The 16,181-nt window shown below is 63.1% G+C and carries 18 protein-coding genes; 4 read left to right on the plus strand and 14 right to left on the minus strand.

The features are described 5' to 3' along the window. The first annotated feature begins 214 nt into the window (after positions 1-214). Complete coding sequence (locus AC0L2C_RS03350) at positions 215-856, plus strand: MBL fold metallo-hydrolase (RefSeq protein WP_473522685.1); 642 nt, start codon at positions 215-217, stop codon at positions 854-856. A gap of 178 nt (positions 857-1,034) precedes the next feature. On the opposite strand, the gene AC0L2C_RS03355 is transcribed toward AC0L2C_RS03350, so the two are convergent. From AC0L2C_RS03355 to AC0L2C_RS03365, 3 genes are all read right to left on the minus strand, one after another. Then, positions 1,035-1,451 carry a BA14K family protein gene (locus AC0L2C_RS03355; protein ID WP_473522788.1) on the minus strand — a complete coding sequence of 139 codons (417 nt, stop codon included), beginning with the start codon at positions 1,449-1,451 and terminating at the stop codon, positions 1,035-1,037. A gap of 232 nt (positions 1,452-1,683) precedes the next feature. After that, the gene (locus AC0L2C_RS03360; protein WP_006202521.1) at positions 1,684-1,896 is read right to left on the minus strand and encodes a cold-shock protein; all 213 of its coding nucleotides are present in this window, start codon (positions 1,894-1,896) and stop codon (positions 1,684-1,686) included. A 255-nt stretch (positions 1,897-2,151) separates the two neighbouring features. After that, positions 2,152-2,364, minus strand: coding sequence for a cold-shock protein (locus AC0L2C_RS03365; protein WP_023799871.1), 213 nt, complete (start codon positions 2,362-2,364; stop codon positions 2,152-2,154). Positions 2,365-2,897: 533 nt separating this feature from the next. Here AC0L2C_RS03365 and AC0L2C_RS03370 point away from each other — a divergent pair. Then, positions 2,898-3,299 (plus strand): Kazal-type serine protease inhibitor family protein, encoded by a 402-nt coding sequence (locus AC0L2C_RS03370; protein WP_128177013.1) that lies wholly within the window; start codon positions 2,898-2,900, stop codon positions 3,297-3,299. An 87-nt stretch (positions 3,300-3,386) separates the two neighbouring features. Here AC0L2C_RS03370 and AC0L2C_RS03375 read toward each other — a convergent pair whose 3' ends face one another. The 4 genes from AC0L2C_RS03375 to AC0L2C_RS03390 form a co-directional block, all read right to left on the minus strand. Continuing rightward, positions 3,387-4,940 carry an EAL domain-containing protein gene (locus AC0L2C_RS03375; protein ID WP_473522686.1) on the minus strand — a complete coding sequence of 518 codons (1,554 nt, stop codon included), beginning with the start codon at positions 4,938-4,940 and terminating at the stop codon, positions 3,387-3,389. Between the two features lie 169 nt (positions 4,941-5,109). Continuing rightward, positions 5,110-5,247 carry a hypothetical protein gene (locus tag AC0L2C_RS03380; protein WP_167366538.1) on the minus strand — a complete coding sequence of 46 codons (138 nt, stop codon included), beginning with the start codon at positions 5,245-5,247 and terminating at the stop codon, positions 5,110-5,112. Between the two features lie 50 nt (positions 5,248-5,297). Next, a complete protein-coding gene (locus tag AC0L2C_RS03385) occupies positions 5,298-5,546 on the minus strand; it encodes a hypothetical protein (RefSeq protein ID WP_077379956.1) in 249 nt (82 codons plus the stop codon). Continuing rightward, complete coding sequence (locus AC0L2C_RS03390; RefSeq protein WP_023799865.1) at positions 5,543-5,809, minus strand: hypothetical protein; 267 nt, start codon at positions 5,807-5,809, stop codon at positions 5,543-5,545. Before AC0L2C_RS03390 ends, AC0L2C_RS03385 begins: the two co-directional genes overlap by 4 nt. 383 nt (positions 5,810-6,192) lie before the next feature. On the opposite strand from AC0L2C_RS03390, the gene AC0L2C_RS03395 reads away from it, so the two are divergent. Together AC0L2C_RS03395 and AC0L2C_RS03400 are read left to right on the plus strand one after the other, a co-directional pair. Next, the gene (locus tag AC0L2C_RS03395; RefSeq protein WP_473522687.1) at positions 6,193-6,387 is read left to right on the plus strand and encodes a hypothetical protein; all 195 of its coding nucleotides are present in this window, start codon (positions 6,193-6,195) and stop codon (positions 6,385-6,387) included. A 195-nt stretch (positions 6,388-6,582) separates the two neighbouring features. After that, positions 6,583-8,217: a tetratricopeptide repeat-containing sulfotransferase family protein gene (locus AC0L2C_RS03400; protein ID WP_473522688.1), complete on the plus strand. Its 1,635-nt coding sequence runs from the start codon at positions 6,583-6,585 to the stop codon at positions 8,215-8,217. Between the two features lie 7 nt (positions 8,218-8,224). On the opposite strand, the gene AC0L2C_RS03405 is transcribed toward AC0L2C_RS03400, so the two are convergent. From AC0L2C_RS03405 to AC0L2C_RS03435, 7 genes are all read right to left on the minus strand, one after another. Next, the gene (locus tag AC0L2C_RS03405) at positions 8,225-8,578 is read right to left on the minus strand and encodes a DUF1428 domain-containing protein (protein ID WP_023799862.1); all 354 of its coding nucleotides are present in this window, start codon (positions 8,576-8,578) and stop codon (positions 8,225-8,227) included. Positions 8,579-8,764: 186 nt separating this feature from the next. After that, positions 8,765-9,193, minus strand: coding sequence for a VOC family protein (locus tag AC0L2C_RS03410; RefSeq protein ID WP_091598521.1), 429 nt, complete (start codon positions 9,191-9,193; stop codon positions 8,765-8,767). Between the two features lie 192 nt (positions 9,194-9,385). After that, a complete protein-coding gene (locus AC0L2C_RS03415) occupies positions 9,386-9,571 on the minus strand; it encodes a hypothetical protein (protein WP_023799860.1) in 186 nt (61 codons plus the stop codon). A gap of 104 nt (positions 9,572-9,675) precedes the next feature. Then, the gene (locus tag AC0L2C_RS03420; RefSeq protein ID WP_473522689.1) at positions 9,676-11,205 is read right to left on the minus strand and encodes an ABC-F family ATP-binding cassette domain-containing protein; all 1,530 of its coding nucleotides are present in this window, start codon (positions 11,203-11,205) and stop codon (positions 9,676-9,678) included. 367 nt (positions 11,206-11,572) lie between these two features. After that, complete coding sequence (gene uvrB / locus AC0L2C_RS03425; protein WP_473522690.1) at positions 11,573-14,785, minus strand: excinuclease ABC subunit UvrB; 3,213 nt, start codon at positions 14,783-14,785, stop codon at positions 11,573-11,575. Between the two features lie 110 nt (positions 14,786-14,895). Then, on the minus strand, positions 14,896-15,477 hold the full coding sequence (locus AC0L2C_RS03430) for a hypothetical protein (protein WP_473522691.1): 582 nt from the start codon (positions 15,475-15,477) through the stop codon (positions 14,896-14,898). 54 nt (positions 15,478-15,531) lie between these two features. After that, entirely contained in the window at positions 15,532-16,146 is a 615-nt protein-coding gene (locus AC0L2C_RS03435) for a hypothetical protein (RefSeq protein WP_473522692.1), read from the minus strand. Positions 16,147-16,181 lie beyond the last annotated feature (35 nt).

Genomic DNA, 16,181 nt, shown 5'->3' on the forward strand with positions numbered 1-16,181 from the left:
GTGCTTTGTTTTTTTCAAAAAAAAAAAAAAAAAAAAAAAATAACTCACCCCCCCCCCCACCACCCCCCCCCCCCTTCTTTTTTTTTTGGGGGGGGGGGGGGGGGGGCCCCCCCCCCCCCCCCCACTTCATTTTTGCGTTGTCGCGACAGCCGGATGCGGTGGACGACGTTCGCGTGTGTCTCTAAATCAGAAGCGACACAGCGAAAGGACGATCATGGGTCAGCTCAACGCCGGCATCGTGCCGGTCACGGCCTTCCAGCAAAACTGCACCATCCTCTTCGACATGGACGACAGGCAAGGCGTCGTCGTCGATCCCGGCGGCGACATCGACAAGGTGCTGGCAGTGCTCAAGGACAATGCGATCAACGCCGGCGCGATCTGGATCACGCATGGTCACATCGACCACGCCGGCGGCGCCATGGAGCTGAAGGACGCGCTCGGCATCGAGATCATCGGCCCGCATGAGGCCGACCGTCCGTTGCTTACCAATCTCGAGAACCAGGCGAAACACTACGGCATCACCGATCCGGTGCGCAACTGCGTGCCCGACCGCTTTCTCGGCGAAGGCGATACCGTCTCGTTCGGCCAGCACGCGTTCGAAGTCTTTCATTGCCCGGGCCACGCGCCCGGCCATGTCGTCTTCTACAATCGTGCTGCGAAGTTCGCCCATGTTGGCGACGTGTTGTTTCGCGGCTCGGTCGGGCGCACCGATCTGCCGGGCGGCGACCACGCCGCGCTGATCGCCTCGATCAAGGACAAGCTTCTGCCGCTCGGCGACGACATCGGCTTCATCTGCGGCCATGGTCCCGGCGGCCGCTTCGGCGAGGAGCGCCGGAGCAACCCCTTCCTGATCTAATGCATGTCGCGCAAAAGTGTGCAGCGGTTTTGCGATAACGACATGCATAAAACAACAACCTAAAACGCGTCGTGGCTGCGGAGCCTCACGCGGCGCGCGTCGGTCTTTCCTTTCCCTATGACGCCGAAAAAAAAGCGCTGTCCTTGCGGACAGCGCTTTTTTGGGGGGCAGGGAAGCCTCAGTTCGCGGTGCAGAAATGCTGTTCGCCGTCATAGCCGGTGAACGTGCCGGTGCGGCCGTTGAAAGAGCGATAGCGATCCGAACAATATTCATACCAGCCACGGGTCCATGGCTCGGCATAGCCGTCATTGTAGACGACCCGCGGTTCCGCGTAGTGGCGGCGCACCGGGGCGGGCCGTGGATAGCGACCATCATCGTCATAGCCGGGGTCGTAATAGCTGGGCTGCGGGTTGTTGAGCGCACCAACGATCAGGGCGCCGGCCGCGAGGCCAAGGACGCCTGCCGCGATCGCATCGCCATTACCACGATGGTGGTGCCGGTGGCGCCAGTCACCAGCGCTGGCCGCCGGCAAGGTCGCGAGCGTGGTTGCAACAATTGCGGCGGACAGGACGGCGGTCTTGAAAATTCGGTTCATCTCGGTCTCCTTCATGCCGGCCCGGGTAATCTGCGGCCCAGGTAATCTGCGGGATGCGGTCCGGCTTTACCGAAGGTTAATAGGTGACCCTGGCTGAACGGGGGCTGAACGAAATTGGCGGGCTGGGACCAGTCGATTCATCGATCAGGCATGGCGCAAGGCACAAATATCGTACGCTCGACAACGAGCGGAGCTGCGCCAGCGGACCGTCCGACGCTGTCTCGAACTCGGCTCAGCCGATCGACAGGTTGACGGCTTTCGGACCCTTGCCGCGCTTGTCCGGCTCGGTGTCGAATGTTACCTTCTGCCCATCCTCAAGACCGGGAAGACCCGACGCCTGCACGGCCGAAATATGGACGAAGACATCCTTCGCGCCATCATCCGGCGTGATGAAGCCGAAGCCTTTGGCATGATTGAAGAATTTGACGGTGCCGGTCTGCGGCATGGGAAGCTCCTTTGATCCCATCAAGTCCAGTCTCGGGCCGGCAAATGCCCGAGTGGAAATTTGTCGTTTATTTTAGCGCCATCGGCAAGAGAAAGTTTTGCGAGCAGTGGCTTGCCGCCCTGGCACGAAAAAAGGCGCGACGAAACCGCCGCGCCTTCGAAACTCGGGTCCGGCGCTGAAAGCCGGTTCAAGGCCTTTGGAGGGGCCTCGGGCTCATTCCTGGCACGTCCGCGCGGACGTGCGCGCGCCGACGATTCAGTCCGCGCGGAGATTGACCGCCTTCGGTCCCTTGCCCATGCGGTCGGGCTCGACATCGAACGTGACCTTCTGGCCATCGACGAGCGTGCGCAGGCCCGAAGCCTCGATCGCGGAGATGTGGACGAACACATCCTTGGCGCCGTCATCTGGCGTGATGAAGCCGAAGCCTTTGGTAGCGTTGAAGAATTTAACGGTGCCGGTCTGGGCCATTGGGGAAACTCCTTCACCCGTGTCAGTCTTTGTGGTTTGCCCGCCGCCTGACGCCGTGGGCAAGTCCCGGTGGTTGCTTCGGCAGTCATGCATTGGCGCATGGTCAAAACCCCCCGCCGAAAAACGGGGCCGTCAGAGATTCACAGTATCGGGGAAAGGTCGTCCAAAACGTTCCGCTCTCCGGGTCGCAAATGCCCGAACACAAAATTTATCGCACGGAAACGCGGTGGTTGCAAGGTAGCGCCAACGGCCGCTCATGGACGCCTTCGCACACATGGCATCGACAAAGCGGGGGTGCTCGCCCGGTGGTCATCGGCCATAGCCCGGCCACGCATGGTCCAGCCTGCTGGGAGCCTGCAAACAGGGGTTGCATTCGGCGGGTGGAATGGCGAGGATCGGCTTGGCGTGTAGGCGCATTTTGCATCTTTTGCGCATGCCGTTGTCCCAAACCGCTTCGCACCCTCGGGTCAGAGCCCCGTGGGCATGCTTTTGGGTGACATGCATTCGAGCGGGGGCTAGAGGGAGGTCTGGTGATGAAATTTCCTGCGGCAATCTTCTCGCGACAGGGTTTTGCCATCCTGTTGCTGTCGGCAGTTCTTGCAGCCTGTACCGCGGTGGTGGTGGAGGAGGACGGACCGGGCTACCGCCCGCCTCGGCCCGAGCCGCAATATTGCACCAGACAATATGATCCGGTCTGCGCGCGGCGCGGTGGCGACCGCCAGACCTTCGCCAATGCCTGCCTTGCCGAGCGGGCCGGATATCGCATCATCAGCGACGGCCAGTGCCGCGACGGTGGCGGTGATGGAGAGCAGACATTCTGCACGCGCGAATACCGCCCGGTCTGCGCCCGCCGCGGCAGCGCGTTGCGCACCTTCCCCAACGCCTGCGAGGCTCGCGCCGCCGACTATCGCATCGTCGACGACGGTCCCTGCTGAGAGGCTGGTTTCCTCCCCGTCTCCGGGCGGGGAGGCTCATCCATCAACTGGGCGCAGCCGCGCGAGGGCAGCTGGCGGCTCTTGCTTCTACGTCGGCGGCCTGGCCTTGCGGCAATAGGCGATGAACTCGGCCGCGGGCATAGGTTTGGCAAACAACCAACCCTGACCATAGTCGACATCGCGTTCCATCAGGTAGTCGACCTGTGCCTGCGTCTCCACGCCCTCGGCAATGATCTTCAGCTTCAGCGTCTTGGCCATGTCGATGATATGCGGCGTGACGGAACTGGTGGCGGAATCCGTAGCGATCGTGTCGATGAACGACTTATCGATCTTCAGCGCATCGAGCGGCAGGCCCTCGAGATGGGACAGGCTCGAATAACCTGTGCCGAAGTCGTCGATTGCGACCGCATGGCCAAGCTCGCGGGCGCGAATGACGGTCGAACGCGCTGAATCGACGTCGACGAAACCGCGCTCCGTCGCCTCCAGCCAGATCTGCCGAGGCTGAATTCCGGTGTGCTGCAGGGCCTTTTCGATGACCGGAAGGACCCTTGCCGTTCTGACGTCGGCCGGGCTGAGATTGATCGCGATGTGGAGCGAACGATTGGCGATAAGAAGTTTTTTCAGGTCCAAAACAACAAGGGCGATGATCTGGTCGGTGATTGCCGCGATCAGGCCGCTCTCTTCGGCCAGCGGGACGAAAAGATCGGGCCGGACCAGCGTGCCGTCGGGTCGTCTCCAGCGCACCAGCGCTTCGGCACCCACGCAATTGCCTGTCCTGAGCGCGACGATCGGCTGATAGTGGACGATAAACTCGTGCTTGCGCACGGCAATCTGTAATTCTCCAAGCGGCGACAGCCGCCGTCGTGACAGCCAGACAACCATGCCGATGATGAAAGCGGCGATGAAAGCGCCGAGGGGAAACAACAGCAATTGCCGCCTGCGCACGCTGTCGACAATCTGGCTTTCCGGTTCGGTGGCGACGGCGATCCAGTCCGTCCCGCGCACCGCGGCAAACAGATGACCGTCATCCAGGCCTTTGCCCGGGTCGGCGATGATCTTGCCGATGCGGGCAGGATCAGGCCCGTTCAGCGCGCTGAGCAGGACGCCCGTGTTTGTCGCCAGGGCAAGCTGAACGTCGGGATCGACGACGATGTCGACAAAGCGCAGGGGGTCGATAAGGACATTATGGCGCTTGTACTGCAGGGCCATCAGCGGATGGTCCAGGTTGGCCAGGGGCCGTATCCGGGCAGTGACGGCAACGCCGTCTGCAGCGGTGAAATCCGGTGCGGCTTGCGTAACGCGTCCCTCGGTCGGTCCCCAGGATGTGCATTTGAGCAGGCCGTTTTCGAAATAGCCCATTTCTTCGATCGAGCGCGTGTTGATGGTGAGCCGCCGCATGCGGGCAATGTGGTCCACCGAACAGCGGTCGCCGGTGAACCGGTCGATCTCCCGCAACGCGCCGGCTGCATCCATGAGGGATATGCTGGCCCTGGCGATCGCGCGGTTGGCGAACAGCTCCAGCCGCTCGTGTTCTTCTTGAACCGCCAGGACCCATGAAAAGTGGAACATCGCCGCGATGGGCACTATCGCGCCGAGCAGGGCCAGCACCACCGCTGTCACGATGATGCGCGACCTGTCCATGTGCGCCTCCCTGCCTTCGGCTGCGAGCGACGATTTCGCGCGCGGCCCGCCAGGCAGCCAACCGTGATCGGGCCCGGTTCCAGCGGACCTTATAGGGCTTCGAAATTACGTGATCTTTAATCCGGCCCGCGATGGCTGGATGAATGCAGGGCTGCTCATCCGTCCGCCGCTAGCCCTTGGACTTCGGTTTCAAACCGGCTTCCGCCTGCTTCACAGCCGAGCCGAAGGGGGAGACCGGTTTTGCCGCCGTCTTGTCCTTCTTGGGCTTGCGTGTCTCGCGGTTGCTGCGCTGTTGACCCTTGGCCATTTCCTGGTCCCTCGTGATTGGTGAACATGGTGGCGACGGTTGATGGATGGCTAGCTGTTTGGATCGTCGGCCACTTCGAGATTGTCTTCCGTGGTGACCCGCTCATGGGTCTCCTCGTCGCTACGGATGCGGTATTGCGGCGAGCCGTCCTTGACCGGCAGCTTGCTTTTGATCTGGAACAGCTCGGCGGTCTTCTGGACAAGGCCGGTGCGGCTCTTCATGCGAACGGTCTGGCCGATCGCGAAAAGATGCGCAGGCGTGTCGGTGCGCGGGCGCGCGTTCTGCTGGAAGCGGATCATGCGGCATTCTCCTGGTCGCGCCTCAGCGCGGTTTCGAGTTCGGCGAAGTCGATGGCGACCAATTGGCTGGTCTGGCTTTTCACCGTTCTCGCCGGCAAATGGATGAAAGTGGCGACACGGCGCCAGGCAAGCCACGAGATGCCATCGACAAGCTCCTCATCGTGGTCGATGTCGTAGTCGCCGGCCGGCAATTGTCCGTCCAGGCCGCCAATCATGAAGGGTGCCTCGAAATGCGCGATGGAATGGGTAGTTCGGCCAGACATTCTCGTGCCTCGAAGTGTCGTCTTGGATCCGATAGGGTGGTGCCCGCTTCGCGGCACCGGGACTTAAGGTCGTGGGTCCCTGTTCGGCAATTTGGGTATCGGCAATTTGGGTATCGGCGATCTGGAATGAGTTTGGCGGGTCGAGAACTTCTGACGCCGCGAGATGCCAAGCTTGGCCCAAAAAACGATCTCAATTCATTAATCCCAAAATGCGGTTTATTCAAGAAGATTCCCGCCCGTCGCCGACCTCGTCGTAAATTTACTTTTCTAGGGCTATTTGGGAAATGGTGATACGGTCCGGAAACTTCACAAGAATTGTTTGAGATTGTGCCGGAAAAATTCATCCCGGCATCGATTTTTATTTACATCTGAAAGGAAAAATCATGTTTTCCGTGAAAACACCTGATGGTACGACCGTAACCATCAAGCCGATTGTCAAGCAGATCGCCGGGCCTGCGAAAGTCGTGTCGGCACGGCTGACGATACGAAGTGACGAGGCAGCCAGGCGCAGGATCGCCGATACCGACGGCACGCTGCGGCGGGCCAGACAGGTTGCGGAGACCAACCGCCTGATCTGACCTGGCCGGGCCATGAACCAAGGATTTCCGGCAAGCTGGCCTGAGAACCCTTGAACCTGCCGCGCCGATGGCCTAGATCGCGGCAGGCGGACAAAACACGGCAGGTTTCCCATCAACAGAGATCCGAGAAGACCGGCAGGCGCGGGCGGCAATTTCGGCTCAGGCGGACAGCCGCCGCTGGGGCTCGACCAGCGCGTGCAGCAGGCACTGCAATTGCATCAGGCGGGGCGCCGGCAGGAAGCCGAGATGCTCTACCGGCAGGTGCTGGCGCAAAAGGCCAATCATGCGGCGGCAGCACATTTCCTCGGTTTGCTGCTGCACCAGACCGGGCGTAGCGCCGAAGGACTTGATCTCCTCGAGCAGTCGGTGCGCCTGCAACCCAAGAATCCAGATTTCCTCAACAATCTCGGCACGGTGATGCGCGACCTCGGCCGTGTCGGTGCAGCCGTCGATTTCTTCCGTGGCGCGGTGGCAATCCGGCCGGAGCAACTCGCGGCGCGCGACAATCTCGGCTCCTCGCTGAAGCAACTCGGCCAGTTCGAGGGCGCGGAGGAGATCTATCGCGGCACCATCGGCCGCAACCCGTTCCATGTCCGCGCCCGCATCGGGCTTGCCGAAACGCTGCAGGAGGCTGGGCGGCTCGACGAGGCGCTCGCCGTCTTCCGCGAAGCATTGGCAATTCGGCCGAAGGACGCCGACCTGCTGCACGGTCTGGGCGTCGGGCTGATGGAGAAGGGCAGCCTCGCAGAGGCAGCGGAGCATTTCCGGCAGGCGCTGGCGGTCGATCCCGGCGTGGCCAGGGCCTGGCTGATGCTCACCCAGGTCAAGCGCCAGCAGGAGCGCGACGCCGAGCTTGCCGGGATGGAGGCGCAGCACGCCAAGGCGCCGGAAGGCAGCCTGGCGCGTATGCAGCTTTCGTTCGGCCTCGGCAAGGCCAATGACGACCTCAAGGATTATGGCCGTGCCTTCGATTATTTCGCCGAAGGCAATGCCATCCGCCGCATGGGCATCGACTATGATGCGGACAAGACACGCGCCGAATTCGAAACGATGAAGGCGGTGTTCGACAAGGCCTTCTTCGACAAGCACAGACCGAGCGGGATTGCCGACGACACGCCGATCTTCGTCGTCGGCATGCCGCGCTCCGGCACCACGCTGGTCGAGCAGATCATCGCCAGCCATCCGCAGGTCTATGGCGCGGGCGAGCTCGGCATATTGAAGACGGCGGTGGGAAAACAGTTTCCGCCTGGTATGAAGGGAGGTTTCCCCAGCGGGATCGCTGACCTGCCCGACAAAGCCTTTGCCGAGGCAGGCCAGGCCTATCTGGACCTGCTGCACGCCCGCTATCCGGGTTTCCGGCATGTCACCGACAAGATGCCCGGCAATTTCCTTTTGGTCGGCTTCATTCATCTGATGCTGCCCAAGGCCAAGATCATCCATTGCGCCCGCGACGCGGCGGCGACCTGCCTGTCGATCTACAAGGTGCATTTCCGTGGCGACAGCCACCGCTACGGCTACGACCTCGGCGAGCTTGCCGATTTCCACAATCTCTACACCGACATCATGGCGCATTGGCGCACCGTTCTGCCTGATGTCGTGCATGATGTGCGCTACGAGGATTTCGTCGCCGACCAGGAAGGGCAGACGCGGGCGCTGATCGCCTATCTCGGCCTGCCATGGGACGATGCAGTGCTGTCGTTCCACGAGACCGATCGGCCGGTCCGCACGGCGTCGGCGGCGCAGGTGCGCCAGCCGATGTACCAGGGCTCGGTCGATCTGTGGAAGCGCTATGGCGACCGGCTCAAGCCGCTGCTCGACCGGCTGGCGTAATGCGGGCCTACAACTCAATGAAGGGCTGAAAGCCGCCGAAGATCATGCGCTTGCCGTCGAACGGCATCGCCGACCAGTCGGACTTCAGCCGCTCATCGGCCATGACCTTGGCCATCACCGCATCGCGGCTCTGCCGCGATTCATAGACGACCCACGAGAAGACGACGATCTCGTCGTCCTTGGCCTGCACGGCGCGCGGGAACGAGGTCATTTCGCCATAGGGCACGTCGTCGCCAATGCACTCGACATAGGCGAGCGCGCCATGCTCCATCCAGACGGTGCCGCCCAGCTGCGCCATTTTCTTGTAGGCATCGAGATTCGCCTTGGGTACGGCGAGAACGAAACCATCAACATAGGACATTGTGGGTTCTCCTTGTTGGATTTTCCTTCTCCCCTTGTGGGAGAAGGTGGCCGAGCGAAGCTCGGTCGGATGAGGGGTGTTCCAGGGAAACACCAACGTCTCGTTTCTTCCAGCACCCCTCATCCGTCTCGGCGCTGCGCGCCGATCCACCTTCTCCCACAAGGGGAGAAGGAAGAAACGGTGGCGCTACGCCGCCTTTACTGGCGCGTTCATCGCCCACTCCACGCCGAAGGGATCAGTCAACTGACCCCAGCGATCGCCCCAGAACATCACCTGCAGCGGCGTGCCGACCTTGCAACCGGCATCGATGGCGCGCTGCCACCAGGCGTCGATGTCGTCGCTGCCGAGATGCAGCTGCATGGTGAAGCCCTGCGGCTTCACCGGGGCCATTCCGTGCTCGGGATAGAAGTCGGAAATCATCAAGGTCGAACCGTTGATGTGGAGATGGATGTGCATCGTCCGGCCCTGCTCGTCCGGCGGGTAGAAGAACACCTGCTCGGCGCCGAACGCCTTCTGATAGAATTCCGAAGCCTTGAAGGCGCCGTCCAGTTGAAGGTAGGGCGTCAATCCGCCGAGGACTTTCGCTTTAGGCTGGGTTTGGGGCTGGTCGTTCATCTTTTTGCTCCTCTCTGCGTTTGGTTTGACCTTGCGGACCACAGGACGAATGAAGCGGCGGCGATCCTACACGTCAGATGCTTTTTTTAATGCCGGGACCAGATGCGCCGGGCCGTCGGCGGTTGGAGTGACCCTGGGCGACGCGCAAGGCTTATGACGGCGCCGCTGCGGCCGGTTGGTCTCTTCAACTTATCATCTTGCCTCGGACAAGGAGATTGCAATCCGGCGGCTGTTTTGCGCGTCGACGACGATCTCCGGCCAGCCGATGTCCTTGCGCAGTTCGATCGGCAATGAAAGCAGGGCGCGCTCGCTGCGGTAGCGGGCGCGAGCCGCCGAGTAACGGGTCGCGATGCGACCTACGGATGACAGAATGGACATGATGCTCTCTCCTCGATTGGCGCCGGCATCACCGTGTCGGCATCCCAAGGACGTGGCACGCGGCCATGATCCGACAGAGCGTCGGATTTTTTTGCCGCAAAGCTTCAACCGCCCGCTTCTGCCACCGATCGGAAGAAGTCTTCCGGGCTGTCGATCTCGGCCAGCCGCCGCTTCTCGATCAGCCAGAAACGGTTGCCGATCGCCCTGATGAAGGAGCGGTCGTGCGATGCCAGCACGCAACTCGCCTGATGGCCGAGCAATTCTGCCTCCAGCGCTTCCTGGCCGTCGATGTCGAGATGGTTGGTCGGCTCGTCGAGCAGGTAGAAATTGGGATTGGCGAGCCTCAGCGCTAGCATCATCAGCCGCGCCTTCTGTCCGCCCGACAGCACGCCGATCCTGCGCTCCTGCATGTCGATGCCGACGCCTGCGCCCGCCAGCAGCGAGCGGGCGCGCTGCTCGCCGACGTCGAATCTGCGCGAGAGCATCGCCAGCGGCGTGTCGTCGCCGCTGATGCCCGACAATGCCTGGTCGCTGTAGCCGAGCACCGTCGACGGAGTCACCTTCACGCCTTGTGTTGCCTTCTCTGGCTCGACGACGGCATTTCTGATCAGGCTGATCAGCCGCGACTTGCCGACGCCGTTGCGGCCGAGCAGCACGATGCGGTCGCCCTGGCAGATGTGGCGCTTGCCGGTCCTGAACAGCAGCGTGCCGTCAGGCGTTTCGACCGCCACGTCGTCAAGCGTGATCAGCACCTTGGCATGGGTGCCGCGATTGGCGAGCCTTATCGCGCCCGCCGATTTTTCGCGGTGCGCCGGCGCTGCGACCTCTTCGAGGCGCTGGGCGCGCTGGTTGAGCTGCTTGGTCTTGACCGTCAAAAGGTCGCTGCCCGAATTGATGCCGATGTTGTTGAGCTTGGCCGCCTGCCGGCGCAATTGCTGCGCCACCTTCATGTCGCGCTGGAACTTGCGCTCGGTCGAGGCGTCGACTTCGCTCAACGCATCGCGTGCCCGCGAATAGGGCAACGAAAATACCGGCGACTGTTCGGGGCGCAGGAACAGCGTCCGGTTGGTCGTTGCGTCGAGGAACGCCCGATCGTGGCTGGCGATCACCACCGGCGCCTCGCGCGGCAGTGCGTTCAGCCAGGTTTCGAGCTGGCTGATCTTGGCGAGGTCGAGATGGTTGGTCGGCTCGTCGAGAAGCAGGACATCGGGATCGGTGACCCAGACGCGTGCGATCAGCGCCAGCCTTTGCCAGCCGCCGCTCAAGGCCCGCATCGGCCGCTCGCGCATCGGCTGCGGCACGTCGAGTGAATCGAGAACGACATCGACGCGCCATTGCTCGCTTTCGGCCTGCTCGGCCGGCAAGGCGTCGGCCACCATCTGCTGAAAGCCATGCTCGGCCAGTGCTGCGGGAACGGCTTGCTCGACATAGCCGACGCGCAGGCCGCGCGTGCGGGTGATGTCGCCTGCTGTTGGCTCCACCTCGCCGGTCAGGCATTTCAGCAAGGTGGACTTGCCGCGGCCGTTGGCGGCGACGATGCCGAGCCGGTCGCCGGTGCCGATGCTGAGATCAAGGTTGGAGAAGAGCGGCGCACTCATGGTGACGCCGAGGGACTTGAGGCTGATCAGGGCCATGTTGGTTTCTCTGGTCTGCCCGGAATAAAGGTCCGGTTCGATGCACTTTGACGGTGCGCAGGCAGGCCAGCAGGCTCGGCGTTGCGGCACCACGAAGGGCAGACCAAGAAAATCGAAGCGGGAGAACCCGGACCGTCTCTGGTCAGCCCTGCAAGCAAGCTCGCAGGGCAGGGGCAGGGCCGCGCTGACGGTGGTGGGAAAACAACACGCAGCCCTCCTTTCAAGACGTTCGAGTTGTAGAACTGGCTACACCAGGGGAGGGGCCGATGGCAAGGGGGCGTGTAAAAGTGAGCTAAGCGCTGAAGTTGCTAATCTCCCCCCTTGTGGGGGAGATGTCCGGCAGGACAGAGGGGGGTGCGAAGGAACGCTACCGTCCCGGCCGGCCGGTCTTGCCGGGTCGGCGCTTTTCACGGCGGGCATCGGCCGGATCCTCGTAAGAGCCGATGCCAGCGCGCTGGCGGATAACTGGTTTGGCCGAATCGTCGCGTTCCTCCGCGCCCGTTTGGCGGGAGATCGGCTGTGGCTTGGCCGGCACTTTGCCCTCAACTGGCTTTTCAGTCCGTCGCACCGTCATTTCATCGAGCGAGTTCTTCTTGAACAGCGGCTTGGTCGGCTCGCCGGGGATGCCGAAATCGGAGCCGTGCGCCTCTTCGGCCGACTGTTTCTTGAACAGCGAGCGTGACACCGCCCCGGCGGGCGTCGGCATGTCGGTGCCCGGACCCATCGCATCGAGCGAAGGCTTGGCGAATAGCGGCTTCTTGACCGGCACGGCCCCGTCGGCGCCCATCTCGTCGAGCGCGGGCTTGCGGAACAGCCCCTTGCCGTCGTCATCCACCGTGCGGTGGATGGCGCGGCCCTTGTTGTGCTTGCCCTTTTCGCGGCCCGAAACCGGGCTTTCCATGTCGGCATATTTGGCCAGCGGATCGTCGGAGATGGACAGTTCCATCTCGCGCAGCCGCTTGATCTCGTCGCGGATGCGGGCCGCCTTCTCGAAATCGAGATTGGCGGCTGCGTCGCGCATCTGCTTGTCCATCGCGTCGAGATGGGCTTTCAGATTGTTGCCCATCATCGCGCCGGCGCTGTCGGTGAACTGCGAGATGTCGGCGCGGACGTGGTCCTTCTCGTAGACCGAGTCCAGGATGTCGGAGATGCGCGACTTGACCGATTCCGGCGTGATGCCATTGGCCGCGTTCCACTCCATCTGCTTTTCGCGACGGCGGTTGGTCTCGGCCATCGCCCGCTCCATCGAGCCGGTGACCTGGTCGGCGTAGAGGATGACCTTGCCGTCGACATTGCGCGCGGCGCGGCCGATGGTCTGAATCAGCGAGGTTTCGGAGCGCAAAAAACCCTCCTTGTCGGCATCGAGAATGGCGACGAAGCCGCATTCGGGGATGTCGAGGCCTTCGCGCAAAAGATTGATGCCGACCAGCACGTCGAAGGCGCCGAGGCGCAGGTCGCGCAGGATCTCGATGCGCTCCAGCGTGTCGATGTCGGAGTGCATGTAGCGGACGCGAATGCCCTGCTCGTGCAGATATTCGGTCAGGTCCTCGGCCATGCGCTTGGTCAGCACGGTGACCAGCGTGCGGTAGCCGGCTTTTGTCGTTTCGCGGATTTCGCCGACGACGTCGTCGACCTGGGTCTTGGCCGGGCGCACCTCGACCGGCGGGTCGATCAGGCCGGTCGGGCGGATGACCTGCTCGGCAAAGACGCCGCCGGACTGCTCCATCTCCCAGGCGCCGGGCGTCGCCGAAACCGCGACCGAAAGTGGGCGCATGGCGTCCCACTCCTCGAAGCGCAGCGGCCGGTTATCCATGCAGGACGGCAGACGGAAACCGTACTCGGCCAGCGTCGCCTTGCGGCGAAAGTCGCCGCGATACATGCCGCCGATCTGCGGCACGGTGACGTGGCTTTCGTCAATGAAGACCAGCGCATTGTCGGGGATGTACTCGAACAGGGTCGGCGGCGGATCGCCCGGATGGCGGCCGGTGAGATAGCGCGAATAGTTCTCGATGCCGGCGCAGGAGCCGGTGGCTTCCAGCATCTCGAGGTCGAATCGGCAGCGCTGCTCCAGCCGCTGCGCCTCGAGCAGGCGTCCTGCCCGTTCGAGTTCCACCAGCCGCTGCTTGAGCTCTTCCTTGATCGACTTGATGGCCTGGTTCAGTGTCGGGCGCGGCGTCACATAGTGCGAATTGGCATAGATCTTGACGCTCTTCAATTCGCCGGTCTTCTGGCCGGTCAGCGGGTCGAATTCGGTGATCGCCTCGATCTCGTCGCCGAACAGCGAAATGCGCCAGGCGCGGTCCTCAAGGTGGGCCGGAAAAATCTCGATCGTGTCGCCGCGCACGCGGAACGAGCCGCGGACGAAGTTGATGTCCTGCCGCTTGTACTGCTGGGCGACGAGATCGGCGAGCAGCGCGCGCTGGTCGAGCCGGTCGCCGATCTGCATCTGGAAGGTCATCGCCGTGTAGGTCTCGACCGAGCCGATACCGTAGATGCAGGACACCGAGGCGACGATGATGACATCGTCGCGCTCCAGCAGCGAGCGCGTCGCCGAATGGCGCATGCGGTCGATCTGCTCGTTGATCGACGATTCCTTTTCGATAAAGGTATCCGTCCGCGGCACATAGGCTTCCGGCTGGTAGTAGTCGTAGTAGGAGACGAAATACTCGACGGCGTTTTCCGGAAAGAATTTCTTGAACTCGGAATAAAGCTGCGCGGCCAGCGTCTTGTTGGGGGCGAGGATCAAGGCAGGGCGCTGCGTCTCCTCGATCACCTTGGCCATGGTGAAGGTTTTTCCCGAGCCGGTGACGCCGAGCAGCACCTGGGTGCGGTCGTTGTCGTTGACGCCTTCGACAAGATCCTTGATCGCCGTCGGCTGGTCGCCGGCCGGCTCGAAATCCGACACCATCTTGATGGCGATGCCGCCTTCGGATTTTTCGGGCCGGGCCGGGCGGTGCGGTGTCCACAGCACGCCGTCCTTGTGCAGCGGGTTGCCGGATTCGATCAGCGCCGACAGCGCCGCAACGGTGGCGGTGACGCCGCCGGAGGCCATGGTCTCGGCTTCCTCCAGCGAAACATCGAGGCCGGCGACAGGATTGAGGCCAGCCGCAGTGCGCTCCCTGGCAGACGCCGCGCCGCCCATCGAGGTGCCTCGCGCCGTGCGGCCCGGAGAGGAGGAGCGTTCGGGGATCTTTTTCGCCTTGGCGACTTCCCTCCCCCTTGAGGGGAGGGTGGCGGCGGAGCCGCCGGGTGGGGTCGGTGCGGCCGGGCTCGACGATGCCTTATGTTGGGCGCTTCCTTTGCCGACCCCCTCTGTCGCCTTCGGCGACATCTCCCCCTCAAGGGGGGAGACTTGGCGCCCTTCCTTTTCGGCCTCCTGCTCGATCTGCTCGGCCCAATCGGCGATCGAGCCGGTCAGCGGCGTGCCTGACAATTCAGCCTGCGGCGCCTCGGCAAAACCGCGCTTGTGCAGCGGCTCGGACGCATCGAGGAAATCGGTCAACGGGCTGCGCCGCTTGGGCGGCGAAGCACGATCGTCACGCGCCGGCGGCGGCGTCTTTTTGTCAGGAAGTTTGGCCATGCCCCAAATATGGGAGGTATCGGCCAAAATGGAAAGAGCGGAGTGGCGCGCGGTTCGAGACGAAACCAGGCTGCTGACACAAGGGTGTCAGGAGCGATGTCGAAACGCCCTCAGTTGAACCACAGCGCAAAGGTCAAAAACCCGGCGCCGCCGAACTGGCGCCGGATCTGGTCGAACTCTTCGCTGGTTAGGATCTTTCCGCTCTCGAGATAGGGCGCGATGGCCGGGCCGGTGATCGACAGCACCAGGTCGAAGGGCTTTGGCTCGTCGAAGAAGCGCTTCATGTTGATGCCTTTGTCGGCGAAGCGGAAATGCGGCAGCAAGGTGCGGCCTTCGAGCAGGTCCTCGGCCATATCAAGCGCGGCGTGCCAGGCCTGGACCTGCTCCTCGCCGACCTCCAGGCCGGTGAGCGGGCTGGCGCCTTTCTGTTGCGGGCCGGGCAGCCATTCACGGTCGTTGTCGGTCTCGGCGCGGATCGCCTTCCAGTCTTCGCGGGACAGCCGGATCATTTCCATGAGGTGGCGGCGCGCCGCCTGGCGGCGCTCCGGCTCGACCACCGGCCAATTGACCAGATGAACCAGCGAGATGAAGTCTGCGATGCGCCACTCGGCCGACAACATGCCGCCGCTCATGCCGCCGTCCGGCGGCACGAGCGTGTCCTGCAGCGGCAGTTTTGCGCGCGGAAACAGCATGTGGAACGAGCCGTCGAAGGCGTTGCTGAAGTCATGCGCCAGCCAGAAATCCGCCTACGCCATCAGGAATTCGGCATAGCCCTGCAGCCAATAGCCGTCGGAGCGGTCGAAGCGGAAGGTGAGGGCGGGTGCGGCCGGGTCTGGCGCACCGCCGCGTGACAGGGACGCCATAATTGCGGCGGCACTTTCGTCCAGCGCGATCTGGCCGTCCTCGTCGAGGTCGATGCCGAGACGGGTGAGGTCGACCTCGATGCCGATGTCGGCATCGGCAGGCACGGATCCAAGTGTGGCGGCGGACTTTTCCAGCCGATCGCGGAAGGCGACCAGGATGGCGCGGAAGCCGTCGTAGGTCAGCGGCTCGGGATTGGAATTGTCCGGCACCGGCAGCCGCATCAGCGGCAGCATGAAGGATTGCGGGCTTTCGAAACCGTGGCGGTGCAGGCCGCCGGCCAGGATCTCCAGCGCGGAAAAGAATTGGCCGGCGCCGGCGGCGTAGGCCGACGCAGGATCAGTGGGCGCAGCGGCTTCCAGCGCGGCAAGCGTGCTGTCGCGGTCGGCCACGGTTTTTGCCTCGAACAGGGCGGCCGGTTCGCGGGCCGCGGCACCGGCGGAAGCAGCCGGCAGCAGCAGAAGAAGGGCGGATGCCAGCAGGCTCGGAAATCGCGTCATCTTGGTCCTCCGGTATGCCGTTCGGCGGCAACCAT

The sequence above is a fragment of the Mesorhizobium sp. WSM4845 genome (genome assembly GCF_055811455.1).

Bases quoted from the DNA above. Each gene is read 5' to 3' on its own strand.
- AC0L2C_RS03435 (WP_473522692.1), bottom strand. From the start codon at position 16,146: ATGACGCGATTTCCGAGCCTGCTGGCATCCGCCCTTCTTCTGCTGCTG.
- AC0L2C_RS03415 (WP_023799860.1), bottom strand. From the start codon at position 9,571: ATGTCCATTCTGTCATCCGTAGGTCGCATCGCGACCCGTTACTCGGCG.
- AC0L2C_RS03380 (WP_167366538.1), bottom strand. From the start codon at position 5,247: ATGGCCAAGGGTCAACAGCGCAGCAACCGCGAGACACGCAAGCCCAAG.
- AC0L2C_RS03370 (WP_128177013.1), top strand. From the start codon at position 2,898: ATGAAATTTCCTGCGGCAATCTTCTCGCGACAGGGTTTTGCCATCCTG.
- AC0L2C_RS03375 (WP_473522686.1), bottom strand. From the start codon at position 4,940: ATGGACAGGTCGCGCATCATCGTGACAGCGGTGGTGCTGGCCCTGCTC.
- AC0L2C_RS03355 (WP_473522788.1), bottom strand. From the start codon at position 1,451: ATGAACCGAATTTTCAAGACCGCCGTCCTGTCCGCCGCAATTGTTGCA.
- AC0L2C_RS03420 (WP_473522689.1), bottom strand. From the start codon at position 11,205: ATGGCCCTGATCAGCCTCAAGTCCCTCGGCGTCACCATGAGTGCGCCG.
- AC0L2C_RS03385 (WP_077379956.1), bottom strand. From the start codon at position 5,546: ATGATCCGCTTCCAGCAGAACGCGCGCCCGCGCACCGACACGCCTGCG.
- AC0L2C_RS03350 (WP_473522685.1), top strand. From the start codon at position 215: ATGGGTCAGCTCAACGCCGGCATCGTGCCGGTCACGGCCTTCCAGCAA.
- AC0L2C_RS03390 (WP_023799865.1), bottom strand. From the start codon at position 5,809: ATGTCTGGCCGAACTACCCATTCCATCGCGCATTTCGAGGCACCCTTC.
- AC0L2C_RS03395 (WP_473522687.1), top strand. From the start codon at position 6,193: ATGTTTTCCGTGAAAACACCTGATGGTACGACCGTAACCATCAAGCCG.
- AC0L2C_RS03430 (WP_473522691.1), bottom strand. From the start codon at position 15,477: ATGCTGTTTCCGCGCGCAAAACTGCCGCTGCAGGACACGCTCGTGCCG.
- AC0L2C_RS03410 (WP_091598521.1), bottom strand. From the start codon at position 9,193: ATGAACGACCAGCCCCAAACCCAGCCTAAAGCGAAAGTCCTCGGCGGA.
- uvrB (WP_473522690.1), bottom strand. From the start codon at position 14,785: ATGGCCAAACTTCCTGACAAAAAGACGCCGCCGCCGGCGCGTGACGAT.
- AC0L2C_RS03360 (WP_006202521.1), bottom strand. From the start codon at position 1,896: ATGCCGCAGACCGGCACCGTCAAATTCTTCAATCATGCCAAAGGCTTC.
- AC0L2C_RS03405 (WP_023799862.1), bottom strand. From the start codon at position 8,578: ATGTCCTATGTTGATGGTTTCGTTCTCGCCGTACCCAAGGCGAATCTC.
- AC0L2C_RS03365 (WP_023799871.1), bottom strand. From the start codon at position 2,364: ATGGCCCAGACCGGCACCGTTAAATTCTTCAACGCTACCAAAGGCTTC.